10 protein-coding genes are annotated in these 13,704 nt (G+C 73.9%); 3 read left to right on the top strand and 7 right to left on the bottom strand.

From position 1 onward, the window contains the following. Positions 1-110: 110 nt before the first annotated feature. From ACZ4MU_RS05155 to ACZ4MU_RS05170, 4 genes are read right to left on the bottom strand one after another with little or no spacing between them, the layout of a single operon-like run. A complete protein-coding gene (locus ACZ4MU_RS05155; RefSeq protein WP_467871110.1) occupies positions 111-758 on the bottom strand; it encodes a GTP-binding protein in 648 nt (215 codons plus the stop codon). Then, positions 739-1,137 carry a DUF742 domain-containing protein gene (locus tag ACZ4MU_RS05160; protein ID WP_467871113.1) on the bottom strand — a complete coding sequence of 133 codons (399 nt, stop codon included), beginning with the start codon at positions 1,135-1,137 and terminating at the stop codon, positions 739-741. The genes ACZ4MU_RS05155 and ACZ4MU_RS05160 overlap by 20 nt, the downstream gene beginning before the upstream one ends. Continuing rightward, a complete protein-coding gene (locus ACZ4MU_RS05165; protein ID WP_467871116.1) occupies positions 1,134-1,619 on the bottom strand; it encodes a roadblock/LC7 domain-containing protein in 486 nt (161 codons plus the stop codon). The genes ACZ4MU_RS05160 and ACZ4MU_RS05165 overlap by 4 nt, the downstream gene beginning before the upstream one ends. Next, the gene (locus tag ACZ4MU_RS05170; RefSeq protein ID WP_467872222.1) at positions 1,616-4,303 is read right to left on the bottom strand and encodes a sensor histidine kinase; all 2,688 of its coding nucleotides are present in this window, start codon (positions 4,301-4,303) and stop codon (positions 1,616-1,618) included. Before ACZ4MU_RS05170 ends, ACZ4MU_RS05165 begins: the two co-directional genes overlap by 4 nt. 378 nt (positions 4,304-4,681) lie before the next feature. Here ACZ4MU_RS05170 and ACZ4MU_RS05175 point away from each other — a divergent pair, with 378 nt between their 5' ends. Then, entirely contained in the window at positions 4,682-5,473 is a 792-nt protein-coding gene (locus ACZ4MU_RS05175; RefSeq protein WP_467871119.1) for a hypothetical protein, read from the top strand. Between the two features lie 95 nt (positions 5,474-5,568). On the opposite strand, the gene ACZ4MU_RS05180 is transcribed toward ACZ4MU_RS05175, so the two are convergent. Together ACZ4MU_RS05180 and ACZ4MU_RS05185 are read right to left on the bottom strand one after the other, a co-directional pair. Further along, a complete protein-coding gene (locus ACZ4MU_RS05180; protein ID WP_406554249.1) occupies positions 5,569-6,045 on the bottom strand; it encodes a MarR family winged helix-turn-helix transcriptional regulator in 477 nt (158 codons plus the stop codon). A 116-nt stretch (positions 6,046-6,161) separates the two neighbouring features. Further along, positions 6,162-9,035 (bottom strand): M4 family metallopeptidase, encoded by a 2,874-nt coding sequence (locus ACZ4MU_RS05185; protein WP_467871123.1) that lies wholly within the window; start codon positions 9,033-9,035, stop codon positions 6,162-6,164. Between the two features lie 449 nt (positions 9,036-9,484). Between ACZ4MU_RS05185 and ACZ4MU_RS05190 the strand changes: the two genes are divergently transcribed. Both ACZ4MU_RS05190 and ACZ4MU_RS05195 read left to right on the top strand, forming a co-directional pair. After that, entirely contained in the window at positions 9,485-10,309 is an 825-nt protein-coding gene (locus ACZ4MU_RS05190) for a lysozyme (RefSeq protein WP_467871126.1), read from the top strand. A gap of 88 nt (positions 10,310-10,397) precedes the next feature. Continuing rightward, positions 10,398-11,189: a trypsin-like serine peptidase gene (locus ACZ4MU_RS05195; RefSeq protein ID WP_467871129.1), complete on the top strand. Its 792-nt coding sequence runs from the start codon at positions 10,398-10,400 to the stop codon at positions 11,187-11,189. 30 nt (positions 11,190-11,219) lie between these two features. Here ACZ4MU_RS05195 and lon read toward each other — a convergent pair whose 3' ends face one another. Continuing rightward, the gene (gene lon / locus ACZ4MU_RS05200; protein WP_467871132.1) at positions 11,220-13,631 is read right to left on the bottom strand and encodes an endopeptidase La; all 2,412 of its coding nucleotides are present in this window, start codon (positions 13,629-13,631) and stop codon (positions 11,220-11,222) included. Between the last annotated feature and the right edge of the window lie 73 nt (positions 13,632-13,704).

Consider the following 13,704-nt stretch of genomic DNA (forward strand, 5'->3'; position numbering starts at 1 on the left):
GAGAAGCAGATACAGGAAAGGGGGAGGGGAGGGAGGCCGCGCCCCGGACGAGCCGCGCCCCGGACGGACCGCGCCCCGAGGACACCGCCCCCCCACGGGACCGCGTCCCGCTACTCCGGCAGCTCGTCCAGCGCGTGCGCCACCAGCCCCAGCAGTGACTCGATCACCGTGACCCGGTCGCGCGCGTCCATGATCACGACGGGAATGTGCGGCGGCACCGTCAGCGCCTCCCGGACGTCCTCCGGCTCGAAGGACTCCGTGCCCTCGAAGTGGTTGACCGCCACGATGTACGGCAGGCCGCAGCTCTCGAAGTAGTCCAGCGCCGGGAAGCAGTCGGAGAGCCGGCGGGTGTCGGCGAGCACCACCGCCCCGATCGCCCCGCGCACGATGTCGTCCCACATGAACCAGAAGCGCTGCTGCCCCGGGGTGCCGAACACGTACAGGACGAGGTCGTCGTCGAGCGTGACCCGGCCGAAGTCCATGGCCACCGTCGTGGTGGTCTTCTCCGGGGTCGACGACAGGTCGTCCGTGTCCTCGCTCGCCCGGGTCATCACCGCCTCCGTCTGGAGCGGGGTGATCTCCGAGACGGACGACACGAACGTCGTCTTGCCCACGCCGAAGCCGCCCGCCACGACCACCTTGGTGGCGATGGGCGCCCGGGTGCGGTCCTGCTGCCAGGGCCGCAGCTCCTCCTCGGCGGGCGGCGCGGGCGCCGGGGGCGCGTCCGGCACCAGGAGTTCAGAGGCGGCGGAGTCCACTCATGACCCTTTCGAGCAGCGCGCGGTCGGGCCGCCCGGAGCCGTGCCCGGTCCCGTACACACGAATTCTTCCCTGGTCGGCCAGGTCGCTCAGCAGCACCCGGACGACACCCAGCGGCATGCGCAGCAGTGCCGAGATCTCCGCGACCGTACGCATCGCACGGCAGATCTCCACGATCGCCCGCATCTCCGGCATCATCCGCAGCGGCGAGCCGCCCAGCGCCCTGCGCTCCTCGGGCGCCTCGATGGCCGCCACGAACGTCTCCACGAGCAGGACGTGACCGAAGCGGGTACGGCCGCCGGTCAGGCTGTACGGGCGGACCCGCGCCGGTTTGCGGCCGGCGCCTCGTATCGGCAGTTTGGGGGCGGACGAGGTCACTGGACGGCCTCCATCGACTGGCGCAGCTCGCTGCGGAGTTCGGGGGTGAGCACATGTCCGGCGCGGCCGACGAAGAGGGCCATGTGGTACGCGACGACGCTCACGTCGCAGTCCGGGGTGGCGTGCACCCCCAGCAGCGAGCCGTCGCTGATCGACATGACGAAGACGCTGCCCTCCTCCATCGCGACCACGGTCTGCTTGACGCCGCCGCCGTCCATGAGCCGCGCGGCCCCGTGGGTGAGGCTGCCGATGCCGGAGACGATGGTGGCGAGGTCGGCGCTGGAGCCGCGCGGGCCCTCGGGGCGGGGCTCGGTGCGGGGCTGCCGCTGGTCCGGGTCGGACGAGAGCAGGAGCAGGCCGTCGGAGGAGACGACCGCCACCGACAGCAGGCCCGGCACCTCCTCGACCAGGTTCCGCAGCAGCCAGTGCAGATTGCGGGCCTCGCTGCTCAGTCCGAACGTGCCGGTGCCGGTCGCGGTCAACTGCGTGCCTCCTCGACTGTCTCCCCCGTCTGTGGCCTCTGGTTCTTCTGCTCTTCTTCGCTCGGTGTACGCGGGACTTCCTGGATCTCGGTCTCGGCGTGCCGGCGGCCCTCCAGGGCGCCCTGCTGGAATCCGCCGAGCCGCCGCCGCAGCGCGTCGGCCATCTCCGCGCCGCCCTTGCGCGGGGCGGGGGCGGCGGGACCGGACTTGACCACCTTCGGGGTGCGCTTGGGCAGCCCCTTGTCGGTGACGCGCTGGGCCGGGACGGTGGAGGCGGGCCCGGCCTCGGGCTCCGGTGCCGTTCCCGGGGCAGCGTTCGTTGCCGGTTCCGGGGCCGCCTGCGGTTCCGGTGCCCTCTCCTCGGGTGACGGTGCCGGAAGCCGCATCTCGAACGTCGGCTCGTCGACCCGCTGGTGCGCTTCCGCCCCCGCTTCCGCTTCCGCTTCCGTTGCCGCGTCGGCCGGGGCCGGGGCCTGCGCCGGTGCGGGAGTCTGCTGCGGAAGCGGGATCCGCGCGGTGCGCTCGGCCCGCTCGGGCAGCACGTTGGAGTTGGCCTCCGCCAGCGCGCCGGGCAGCGTGAAGCGCGGGGCGTCGTCCTGCGCCGGGACCACGTGCGGCGCCGCCGGGGGTGTCTTAGGCAGGATCGCCTCGGGCAGCACGACCACCGCCGCGAGCCCGCCCTGCTTCTGCTCGCGCAGCTCGATCCGCACGCCGTGGCGCCGGGCGAGGAGCGCGGCGACGTGCAGTCCGAGCCCACCGCTCTCGGTGCCGGGTTCGCCCGGCTCGTGCGAGGAGGGGTCCGCCAGGCGCATGTTCAGCTCGGTGCGGCGGGCGGGGCTCACGCCGATGCCCTCGTCCTGGACCGAGAGCATGACCTCGCCGCTCTCCAGCTGCCAGCCCGAGAGCTGGACCTGCGCGTCCGGCGGGGAGAAGGAGGTGGCGTTCTCCAGGAGCTCGGCGACCAGGTGGCTGAGGTCGTCGGCGGCGAACCCGGCCACCTGGGCGTGCGGGGGCAGGGCCTGGATGACGACCCGCTCGTACCGCTCGATCTCGCTGACGGCGGCCCGCAGCACGTCGACGAGCGGGACCGGGCCCGGATGGTTGTGGTGGTGCTCGGCGCCCGCGAGGACCAGCAGGTTCTCGCCGTGGCGGCGGATGACCGTGGCCATGTGGTCGAGCTTGAAGAGCGTGGCGAGCTGGTCCGGGTCCTGCTCGCGCTCCTCCAGGCCCTCGATGATGCCGAGTTGGCGCTCGACCAGGCCGAGGCTGCGCAGGCCCAGGTTGACGAAGGTGTGCTGCACGGTCCCGCGTGCCCGCTCGACCTGGGCGGTCAGCTCCCGTACGGACTCGGCCAGTTCGGCGCGTTCGGCGGCCAGGGCCGTGCGGTCCTCGCGGGCCTCGTCCAGCTGCGCGGCGAGGGTGTCGGCGCGGCCCGCGTGCTCGCGCAGCCGGTCGTGGAGGGTGTTGAGGGAGCGGACGACCTGGGCGAACTCGTCGTTGCGGCCGGTGAAGCGGACCGGCTCCTCCGTCTCGGGGGCGCTCGCGAGCCGCGCCGCGCCGCGCCGGAGCACCGCGAGCGGCCGGGTCAGGCCGCGGGCACTGGCGGAGGAGATGCCGACGGCGAGCAGCAGCAGCGCGCCGACCAGCGCGACCCGCAGCTCCAGGCCGGTCACGTCGTCGTCGCGCAGCGACGCGAACCGCTTCACCTCGGCGGCGGCCAGCGCCGACTCGGTACCGCGCATCCGGTCGATCCGCGCGGTGAGCGCGGCGGCCACCTTGTCGGCGCCCAGCCTGCGGTCGGCGGAGCCGAGTTGGGGCTGGTCGGTGAGGCGGGCGAGATAGCGCTCGGCCGCGTCCACGTCGGGGCCGGTGACGGTGGTGGAGAGCTTTTCGCGGGCGGCGGCGGGGGCGGCCTGGTCGAAATCGGCGAGCGCGGACTGCTCGCGCACCCGTGCCTGCTGCCCGGCGGCGCTCAGGGCGTCCCGGGTGCGCCCCTCCTCGCCGTCGCCCGTGTCCTTCTGGACGTACCGCCCGGTGATCGGGTCGTAGACCGGGATGGTGGGCTTCTGCGGCACCGAGAGCGCGGCGACCAGCAGGCCCCGGGCGGCGGAGGCCTGTTCGACGGCGCGGCCGAGGTCGGCCGGGGCGCGGGAGGCCCCGGCGGCGCGCGGGGGCGTGCGGGCCGCCAGCTCGTCGGCGAGGCCGAGCAGCTTGCCGATCACGTCGGAGTAGGTGCGGTGCGCCTCCAGGGCCGTGCCCTTGCCGGTCAGCGCGGTGCGGCGCAGCGAGGGCACGGTGGCCAGGTCGCGGCCGAGGGCGGCGGGGGCGGTGGCGCGGATCTCGTCGACGCGCCGGTCGACGCGAGTGGCGCGGTCCTTGAGGGCGGCGTCCTTGCGCGGGTCGCGGCCGCCCGCGATGTACGCGGTGAGGTCGTCGCGTTCGTCGGCGAGGGCGTGGGCCAGGGTGACGGCCTGCTGGTTGAGCTCGGCCAGGGTGACCAGGCGCTGGGACTCGTTGAGGTCCGAGGAGGCGGTGAGCAGCGCGGGGGTGCCCGCGCCCAGGACGGTGAGGGAGACCAGGGCGACCGAGGTGACCAGCCGGGTCCGTACGCGCACGGGACGCGTGGCGCCCGCGGCGCCCTTGACGGTCTCGCCGTCCTTGCCCCGAGGCCGCTTGTTCTGCACCGGTGCTCTCAATCTTGACTCGTCCACCATGAAGCCGAGGTGACGACCGGTCACGCGTCTCTTGCGTCGTGTGCGACGCGTTCCCACCCCTGCACGGCTTCCGACCATTCCAGTGGTTTTGGGAAGGAGGCATGCAACATCCACTCCGCCACCCGAACGAGTGAACAACACTCGGGAGTTGGCGTTCAACTCCCGCGGAATGGCCGCCCCCGCTCTTGTGGGAGGCCGGTTGGAACTTCCGCGCGGGCTTTGGCAGGATGCCCGCCCACAGCTTTCCGGAGGGCCGCCGGCCAGGGCCGCGGCGCCCGGCCCGCCCAACTGGTCCAGGCCAATTGGGTGTCCAGGGGGCGGGCCGGAGCCGTCGTGCAGACTGGCCGCATGCGCATCGAGCTCGCCACGGCCCCCGGAGACCCCGCACGCCCCAACGAGGACTGGGCCGCCACCGCGCTGCCCGCCGCCGGGCGGGGCGGGGTGCTGGTGGTGCTCGACGGGGTGACCCCGCCCCCGGACAACGGCGGCTGCGTGCACGACGTGCCCTGGTTCACCGCCCGGCTCGGCGGCGCGCTGACCGAACTGTCCGGTTCGCGGCGCGACATGCCGCTGGCCGGGATCCTCGCGGAGTCCATCGGGCGCACCGCCGACGCCCACCGGGGCACCTGTGACCTTTCTCACCCGCGTACTCCTCAGGCAACCGTCGTCCTGGCGCGTTGGGACGAGGAGGCGGTGGAGCATCTGGTGCTCTCCGACTCCGCGCTGCTCCTGGAGTCCCCGGACGGCGTGGTCCGGGCGGTCCTGGACGACCGGCTGGAGCGGCTGCCGGGCGATCTGCTCATCTCGGACGAGGTGGCCGACGCCCGCGCCCGCAACAAGGAGGGAGGCTTCTTCACCGCCGCCGCGGACCCCTCGGTGGCCGACCGCGCGGTCACGGGGCGCACCCCGGTACGGGACGTACGCGCGCTGGCCGCGCTGACCGACGGCGCGACGCGGTGGGTGGAGACCTTCCGCGAGGGCGACTGGGCGGGGTGCCTGGCACTGGTGGCCAAGGCGGGCCCGCGGGGGCTGATCGACCGGGTGCGGGAGCTGGAGCGCGCGGACGCCGGCGCGGGCCGTACGTATCTGCGCGGCGGCAAGACGCACGACGACGCCACCGCCGTGTACGTGGAGCTGTGAGGCCGGACCGCCGGGCCGCCGACGGGGTCCGTCGCGCCCACGGGCGCGGCCGCGCGGGGGGCGGCTGCGCGCCGCTGGGACCCGTCGGACAGGCCCTAGGGACGCGGGGCGCCCGGCTCCTGCATGTCCGCCCTGGCGTTCAGCTGGTGCAGCAGCCGCGCCAGCTCCGCGATCTCCCCTCGGTCCCAGTCGGCCAGCTTGGTGACGTACTGGGCGCGGCGGGCGTCGCGGACCCGGCGGAAGCGGTCCAGGCCCTCCTCCGTGAGGCGCACCAGCGAGGCGCGCCCGTCGGCCGGGTCCGGCTCGCGCGCCACCAGGCCCAGGTCCTCCAGGGCGCGCAGCTGGCGGCTCATGGTCGCCTTGCCCACACCGAAGTACGCGGCGAGTTCGGTGGCCCGCTGCGGGCCGCCCTCCTCCAGGCGCACGAAGAGCCCGTAGGCCGCGGCCTCCAGTTCGGGATGGACCGCGCGGGCCATCTCGCCGGAGGATGCCCTGGCACGCCTGAGGAACACCGCCAGCTCGCGTTCGAGTGCGAGAAACTCCTGGTCCGGACCGTGCACATCAGCTCCCATCCCATGCTGCCTGGACGGCACAGTATTTCCCAGTCCCCCGGGGCCGGGGCCCCCGGCGTCGAGCGCCGGGGGCCCTTTGGCTCAATCACGTGTCACGCGTCACGCGCGGAGCGCGTTCAGCAGGTGCCGGCCGGGCGTTCCCGGGTGACCAGGTCCGTCCAGCCGGTGGTGCCGTCCAGCCACACGACCCGGCGGCCGCCCGCGGCGGACGGGTAGAGCTGCTCGCCGCGGTTGCAGGACAGGCGCTCCTTGCGGGTGCCGTCGGCGCTGAACTGCCAGAGCTTGGGCAGCGTCTCGTTGCGGTACTGGGTGTCCGGCAGCGTGGTGTTCACCGTGACCGCCTCGTCCGAGGCCGTCAGGTCGAACGGGATCAGCGCACCGGGCCCGGCCTCGGGGCTGAGGTCCACCGCGCCGGAGCCGTCGAGCTGCGAGCGGCGCACCGCCAGCTGCCCCTGGTCGGCGATGTTCTCGTCGACCAGCCAGAACACGTTCCTGCCGGTGATGCCGGTCTGGCCGATCCCCTGCGGCTCACCGAGCTGCTGGACGAGCCTGGTGGCGCCGGTGGCGAGTTCGTACGTCTCCACGCCCAGCTTGTGGTCGTCGCCGCTGCGGTAGAGCTTGGCGTACGCGATCCTGCCGTCGCGCAGCGAGGGCAGCGCGCTGCCGGTTTCGTACCCGCCGCCGTCCACGAGGGTGGGCTCGCGGTCACCGGGCCTGAGGAAGCCGACGTGCCGCCCGCCGAAGGTGTCGAACATCTCGAAGACCACCGTGCCGTGCTCCACGCGCAGGTTCTGGACGGTGGTGGAGGAGGTGTAGAGCGTCTTGACGGGGCCGCCGGTGAGCGGCCGGGAGAGGATGTCGACGCCGGTGGCGCCGAACGCGGCCCACACCACCGTGCTGCCGTCGGTGGCCGGATACACGTGGTAGCGCCCGTCGTTGGGGCTGATCAGCTTGGGCGTGCCCCTGCCGTCGACGCGTCCGGCGTAGACCGAGTAGGCCTCGGTGCCGTCGTCGTTGGACTGGGAGGTGGCCCACCGGCCGCCGCCCGCGGCCGTGCCCGTCCCGGTGGTGTTGACCTTGCCGAAGAGGCGGTCGGAGTCGATGCCGAGGGCGTTCTCCCAGCCGGGCACGACGCCGTGGGCGCTGAACGACCGCTTGACCGTGTTCTGCTGCCGGGCGGAGAGCCCCATGTCCTTGGCGGCCGCGACCACGGCGTCGCGGGCCTCGGTGTAGCCGTCCAGCGGGGTCAGGTACGTGGAGAGCGCCTTGTAGACGAGCCGGTCCGCGAGGAAGGGGTCCTTCGGGTCGAGGTCCTGGCGGATGTCCCACAGGGCGCCGGAGAAGATCGTCGAGTTGAGGTGGACGCCGCCGTTGTCGGTGGAGAAGGTGACGCCGAGGTAGTCCTTGGACGTGGTGCGGCCGTCGTTGAGGTCCCGGAAGGCGCAGTCGCGGGGCTTGGCGGTGCGGCACAGGTCCTCGCCGAGGAGCCCGGAGTCCGGGTCGTCCATCCCCGTACCGCTCGCGGTGGTGTCGATGGCGTTGCCGAAGTAGTCCGCGAGCGCCTCGTTGAGGGCGCCGGACTGGCCCGCGTAGACGAGGTTCGCGGTGTTCTCGACCACCCCGTGGGTCATCTCGTGGCCGACGACGTCGAGGTCGGCGGAGAGCGTCCGGTACTGCTCGTCGCCCGCGCCGTACACCATCTTGCGGCCGTCCCAGAAGGCGTTGACGAACGGGCCGCCCGCGTAGGTGACGCCCACCAGCGAGTCGATGGCCATGCCGCGCCCGTCGAGGCTGTCGCGGCCGTGCACCTTCTTGTAGTAGTCGTAGACCTGCCCGGCCGCCCAGTGGGCGTCGACCGCGCCCGACTCGGTCGCGTCGCCGCTGTAGTGGGGGGACGGGTTGGTGAAGTCCTTGAGCCCGTCCGGCCAGCGGCCCGAGGCGTCGTCGACGTCGACCGCGCGGGCGTCCCAGGTGTGCAGGGTGTTCTTGCTGGTGGCCGCCATGCGCGCGCGGTCGACGAGGCTGTACTGCCGGGCCGCCCCGTCGTAGGCCACCTCCAGCGGGACGTGGTCGCCGTTGGAGCGGACGCCGCTGCCGCTGCCGCCGGGGCCGGGCTTGCCGGTGGACGCCCGCGGTACGGCGTTCGCCCCCGCCGCCGGGGGCTTGGCCGAGGGCCGGTCCGCGGTGAGGGTCCTGATCAGGCTGTACTGGAGCACCGGGAAGCCCGCGCGGGCGTCGACGTACACGTCCTTCAGGACCGGCCCTCCGGTGGCGGGGTCGGTGCCGCGCACGGTGACGCGGTAGGTGAGGACGCCGGCGCCCCTGGGGACGACGACCAGGCCCTGGGCCCGTCCGGTGAGCGCGGCCGCCGCGGCGGTCTTCGCGCCCTCGGAGGACCGGACGTCCTTCTTGCCGAGGGTGGCGCCGCCGAGGCGGGCGGCGACCGAGGAGACGGCCCGGCGCACCGCGAGGTCCTCGGTGACCGTCGCCGTCGTGGCGGCGGTCAGCCCGGTGAAGTACTTGCCGGAGGTGCCGGTGACGACGCGTCTGCCGTCCTTCTTCTCCATCCGCACCACGTACTGGCCGCCGAGCACCTCCACACCGTGGTGCTTCTGCTGGAGCCGTACGGTCTCGTCCGCGCCCTGGCGCAGGGTCTGGACGGGGGTGAGGTCGCGGCCGGGGTCGGCTATCCGGTAGCGGCTCTCCTCGGCGGCGAGGTGGCCGCGGGCCGCGTCGGCGGGCGCCGCCTTCGCGTCGGCGCTCTCGTGGAGCCCGTCCACGAGAGCGGGCGTCGCGGTGCCGGTGCCGGGCACCACGTCGGCGGCCTGCGCCCGCGGCGCGGGGGCGGCATGGGCCGCCGGTACGGCGGTGGCGAGGAGGGCGGCGGCGCCGAGGAGGGCGGCGGCCCCCGCGCCCCGGGCCGGTGAGCCGGCCGTCCTGTTCCCCCGGTCGGTGCCTGCTCCGGCTCTGCCTGCTCTGGGCTTGTGCAAGGTCGTTCCTCCACGGGCCGTTGCGGGGTGCCCCCCGCGGACGGCGTCGGCCGCGCGGGAGGCCGGTGGCGCCGGTGGGCGCCGACTGGTCATGGTCATGCAAGCCCGTGGGGCCCGGACTCCTCAATGGGGCCTCGGGGCCGGCAGGGGCGCTTTGGCGTGAACGCGACCCGGGCCATCCGCCGGGAGCCGGGCGGCACGGCCGGGCGCGCGGCCGGGCGGCACCGCCCGGCGGTCAACCGCCCACGGCTGAAAGTTGGTTGCGGCCGCGGGCGGTCGGCCCAGCTCGCACCCGCCCCGGCCACCCCGCCACAGGCCTGGGCCAATGACAGTCCGGCAAGCTCTTTCGCGTCACGGTCTACGTGCGTAGCTTTTTCCGTATGACATGTCCACAACGACATGTCGATCCCCCCGCACGTCCCCCCACCCTCGCCTTTCGGAGGCACGCAATGCCCGTGCACAGACCCGGAACGGCCCGTCGCGGCCCCCTCGCCGCGGCCGGAATCCTCCTCCTCTCCCTCGCCCTCCTCCTGACCGCGCCCGGCACCTCGAACGCGGCCCGGACCCCCGCCCGCGGCTCCGCCACCATGGGCATGGGCGTCGCCGCCCACGACGGCACCGGCGGCCTCCCGCGCGACACCCGGACCGTCCAGACGGAGGGCGTCGACACCAGCAGCCACAACGGGAACGTGGCCTGGAGCACCCTGTGGAACAGCGGGGTGAAGTGGGCCTACGTCAAGGCCACCGAGGGCACGTACTACACCAACCCGTACTTCGCCCAGCAGTACAACGGCTCGTACAACGTCGGCATGATCCGGGGCGCGTACCACTTCGCCACGCCCGACACCACGAGCGGCGCCGCCCAGGCCGACTACTTCGTGGACCACGGCGGCGGCTGGTCGCGCGACGGCCGGACGCTGCCCGGCGCGCTCGACATCGAGTGGAACCCCTACGGCGCCGCCTGCTACGGCAAGTCCGCCGCCGGGATGGTCAGCTGGATCCGCGACTTCGTCGACCGGTACCGAGCCCGCACCGGCCGTGACGCGGTCATCTACACCGCCACCAGCTGGTGGACCCAGTGCACCGGCAACTCCGGCGCCTTCGGCTCCACCAACCCGCTGTGGATCGCCCGCTACAACACCGACCCGGGCGCCCTGCCGGCCGGCTGGGGCTACTACACGATGTGGCAGTACACCTCGTCGGGCCCGACGGTGGGCGACCACTCCCGGTTCAACGGGGCGTACGACCGGCTCCAGGCCCTGGCCAACGGCTAGCGCGGGACTGGCCCGTGGCCCCCGGTGCGCTCGACGCGCGCCGGGGGCCTGCCCCTGCCGCGTCCCGTCATACGACAAGATGGTCACCATGCGCGTGCTGCGAACGGTCGGGCGGGTGTCGGCTGCCGGGGTCCTCGCCCTGGTCACGGGGTGCGGCGGGCCGGCCGCTTCGGCGCCCCAGCAGGACCGGCCCGACGAGGTGCCGCCCGCGCCCGCCCCGCAGTCCTCCGCCGCCGCCACCGCCGGACTGCCGTCCGTGGGCGTCCTGGTCGACGGCGACAAGCACTGGTGCACCGCCAGCGTCGTCGCCAGCCCCAGGGGCAACGTCGTCGCCACCGCCGCGCACTGCGCGGACGCCGGCTCGGCGGGCTCGATGGAGTTCGCGCCCGGCTTCTCCGGCGCGGCCGAGAACTCCTTCCCGTACGGGACCTGGAAGGTCAGGGCCGTGCGGACCGACGAGCGCTGGTCCGACCACGGCGACGACTCCTTCGACTACGCCTTCCTGACCGTGGAGCCGGACGCCCGGGGCCGCAGCGTCCAGAGCGTGGTGGGGGCCGCCCAGCCCGACTGGGGCTCGGGGCCTCGGCGCCGGGTCACCGTCTTCGGTTATCCGGACGAGGACCACAACCCGGAGAACCGGCCCATCGCCTGCACCACCGACACCCGCCCGGACCCCGAACTGCCGAGCGACGTACGGATCGACTGCGCCGGGTTCTGGACGGGCACCAGCGGCAGTCCGTGGCTGGCGGACCACCGGGGGCCGGACCACCTGGGCCGTCTCATCGGCGTGCTGAGCGGCGGCGACACCGATGTGGCCTCCACGGCCGTGCTCTTCGACGCGAACGCCCGGCGGCTGTACGAGAAGGCCGCGCGGGCGTAGCGCCCGCGCGGCCTTCTCACACCCCCCCGCTCACACCGCGACCGGCACCGGCACCCGCGCCGGGGACAGCGCGATCCGAAGGACCTGGCGGACGTCGCTGACCGGGTGGACCTCCAGCTTCTCCAGGACCTCCGCCGGGACGTCGTCCAGATCCGGCTCGTTGCGCTTGGGGATCACCACCGTGGTGATTCCCGCGCGGTGCGCGGCGAGCAGCTTCTGCTTCAGGCCGCCGATCGGCAGCACCCGGCCGGTGAGCGAGACCTCACCGGTCATCGCCACGTCGGTGCGCACCAGCCGTCCGCTGAGCAGCGAGGAAAGGGCGGTGACCAGGGTGATGCCCGCGCTCGGGCCGTCCTTGGGGACCGCGCCCGCAGGGAAGTGGACGTGCACACCCCGGTCCTTGAGGTCGGCCACCGGCAGCTCCAGCTCGGCGCCGTGCGAGCGCAGGAAGCTCAGCGCGATCTGCGCCGACTCCTTCATCACGTCGCCCAGCTGGCCGGTGAGGGTCAGGCCCGCCGCCCCCGTCTCGGGGTCGGCCAGCGACGCCTCGACGAACAGGACGTCGCCGCCCGCGCCGGTGACGGCGAGGCCGGTGGCCACCCCGGGCACCGAGGTGCGCCGCTCCGACGGGTCCTGGGCGGACTCCGGGACGTGGTGCGGGCGGCCGATCAGCGCGCGCAGGTCCTCGGGCGTGACCGTGAAGGGCAGGTCGCGCTCGCCGGTCTCGTGCTGGGCGGCGACCTTGCGCAGCAGCCGGGCGAGCGAGCGCTCCAGGTTCCGCACGCCCGCCTCGCGGGTGTACTCCCCGGCGAGCTTGCGCAGCGCGCTCTCCTCCAGGACGACCTCGCCGCCGTCGAGCCCGGCCCGCTCCAACTGGCGCGGGAGCAGGTGGTCGCGGGCGATGACGACCTTCTCGTCCTCGGTGTAGCCGTCGAGGCGGACGAGCTCCATCCGGTCGAGCAGCGCCTCCGGGATGGCCTCCAGGACGTTGGCCGTGGCCAGGAAGACGACGTCGCTCAGGTCGAGCTCGACCTCCAGGTAGTGGTCGCGGAAGGTGTGGTTCTGCGCCGGGTCGAGGACTTCCAGCAGGGCCGCGGCCGGGTCGCCGCGGAAGTCGGAGCCGAGCTTGTCGACCTCGTCGAGCAGCACCACCGGGTTCATCGACCCGGCCTCCTTGACCGCCCGCACGATCCGGCCGGGCAGGGCGCCCACGTACGTACGCCGGTGGCCGCGGATCTCGGCCTCGTCGCGGACGCCGCCGAGGGCGACGCGGACGAACTTGCGGCCCATGGCGTGGGCCACGCTCTCCGCGACACTCGTCTTTCCGACACCGGGCGGGCCCACGAGCGCGAGGACCGCGCCCCCGCGCCGGCCGCCGACCACGCCCAGGCCCCGGTCGGCACGGCGCTTGCGGACCGCCAGGTACTCGGTGATGCGCTCCTTCACGTCCTCCAGGCCCGCGTGCTCGGCGTCCAGGACCGCGCGGGCGCCGCTGATGTCGTAGACGTCCTCCGTCCGCTCCTGCCAGGGCAGTTCCAGGACGGTGTCCAGCCAGGTGCGGATCCAGGAGCCCTCGGGGGACTGGTCGCTGGAGCGCTCCAGCTTCTCGACCTCCTTGAGGGCCGCCTCGCGGACCTTCCCGGGCAGGTCGGCGGCCTCCACCCGGGCCCGGTAGTCGTCGGACTCCTCGCCCTCGGACTCGCCGTTGAGCTCGCGCAGCTCCTTGCGGACGGCGTCGAGCTGGCGGCGCAGCAGGAACTCGCGCTGCTGCTTGTCGACGCCCTCCTGGACGTCCTTGGCGATGGCCTCGGCCACGTCCTGCTCGGCGAGGTGCTCGCGCAGGTGCTCGGTGGCGAGCCTGAGCCGGGCGACCGGGTCGGCGGTCTCCAGGAGCTCGACCTTCTGGGCGGTGGTGAGGAACGGCGAGTAGCCGGAGTTGTCGGCGAGGGCCGAGACGCCCTCGATCTGCTGGACGCGGTCGACGACCTGCCAGGCACCGCGCTTCTTCAGCCACTCGGTGGCGAGCGCCTTGTACTCCTTGACCAGTTCGTTGACCTGGCCGGGCAGGGGGTCGGGGACGGTCTCCTCGACCTGGGCGCCCTCGACCCACAGGGCGCCGCCCGGGCCGGTGGTCCCGGCGCCGATGCGGACCCGGGCCACGCCGCGGATGAGCGCCCCGGGGTCGCCGTCGGAGAGCCGGCCGACCTGCTCCACGGTGCCGAGCACGCCGGTCGCGGCGTAGGCCCCGTCGATACGCGGGACGAGCAGCACCCGGGGCTTGCCCGCCGAGGGGGCGTCGGCCCGGACCGCCGCCTGGGCGGCTTCCACGGCGGCGCGCACCTCGGTGTCGGACAGGTCCAGCGGCACGACCATCCCGGGCAGCACGACCTCGTCGTCGAGCGGCAGCACAGGCAGGGTGAGCGGTGCGGACGAGTGAGCCATGATCTCCCCTTCGGCAGTCAAGTTGAGCTATGCCGACTCAATGCAGGTGAGCCCGGGAATGTTCCCCCCGGCC

Source organism: Streptomyces sp. NPDC026377 (assembly GCF_055567715.1).

Coding starts and splice junctions, on each gene's coding strand:
- ACZ4MU_RS05175 (WP_467871119.1), top strand. CDS start 4,682: ATGCGCATCGAGCTCGCCACGGCCCCCGGAGACCCCGCACGCCCCAAC.
- ACZ4MU_RS05180 (WP_406554249.1), bottom strand. CDS start 6,045: ATGGGAGCTGATGTGCACGGTCCGGACCAGGAGTTTCTCGCACTCGAA.
- ACZ4MU_RS05190 (WP_467871126.1), top strand. CDS start 9,485: ATGCCCGTGCACAGACCCGGAACGGCCCGTCGCGGCCCCCTCGCCGCG.
- ACZ4MU_RS05195 (WP_467871129.1), top strand. CDS start 10,398: ATGCGCGTGCTGCGAACGGTCGGGCGGGTGTCGGCTGCCGGGGTCCTC.
- lon (WP_467871132.1), bottom strand. CDS start 13,631: ATGGCTCACTCGTCCGCACCGCTCACCCTGCCTGTGCTGCCGCTCGAC.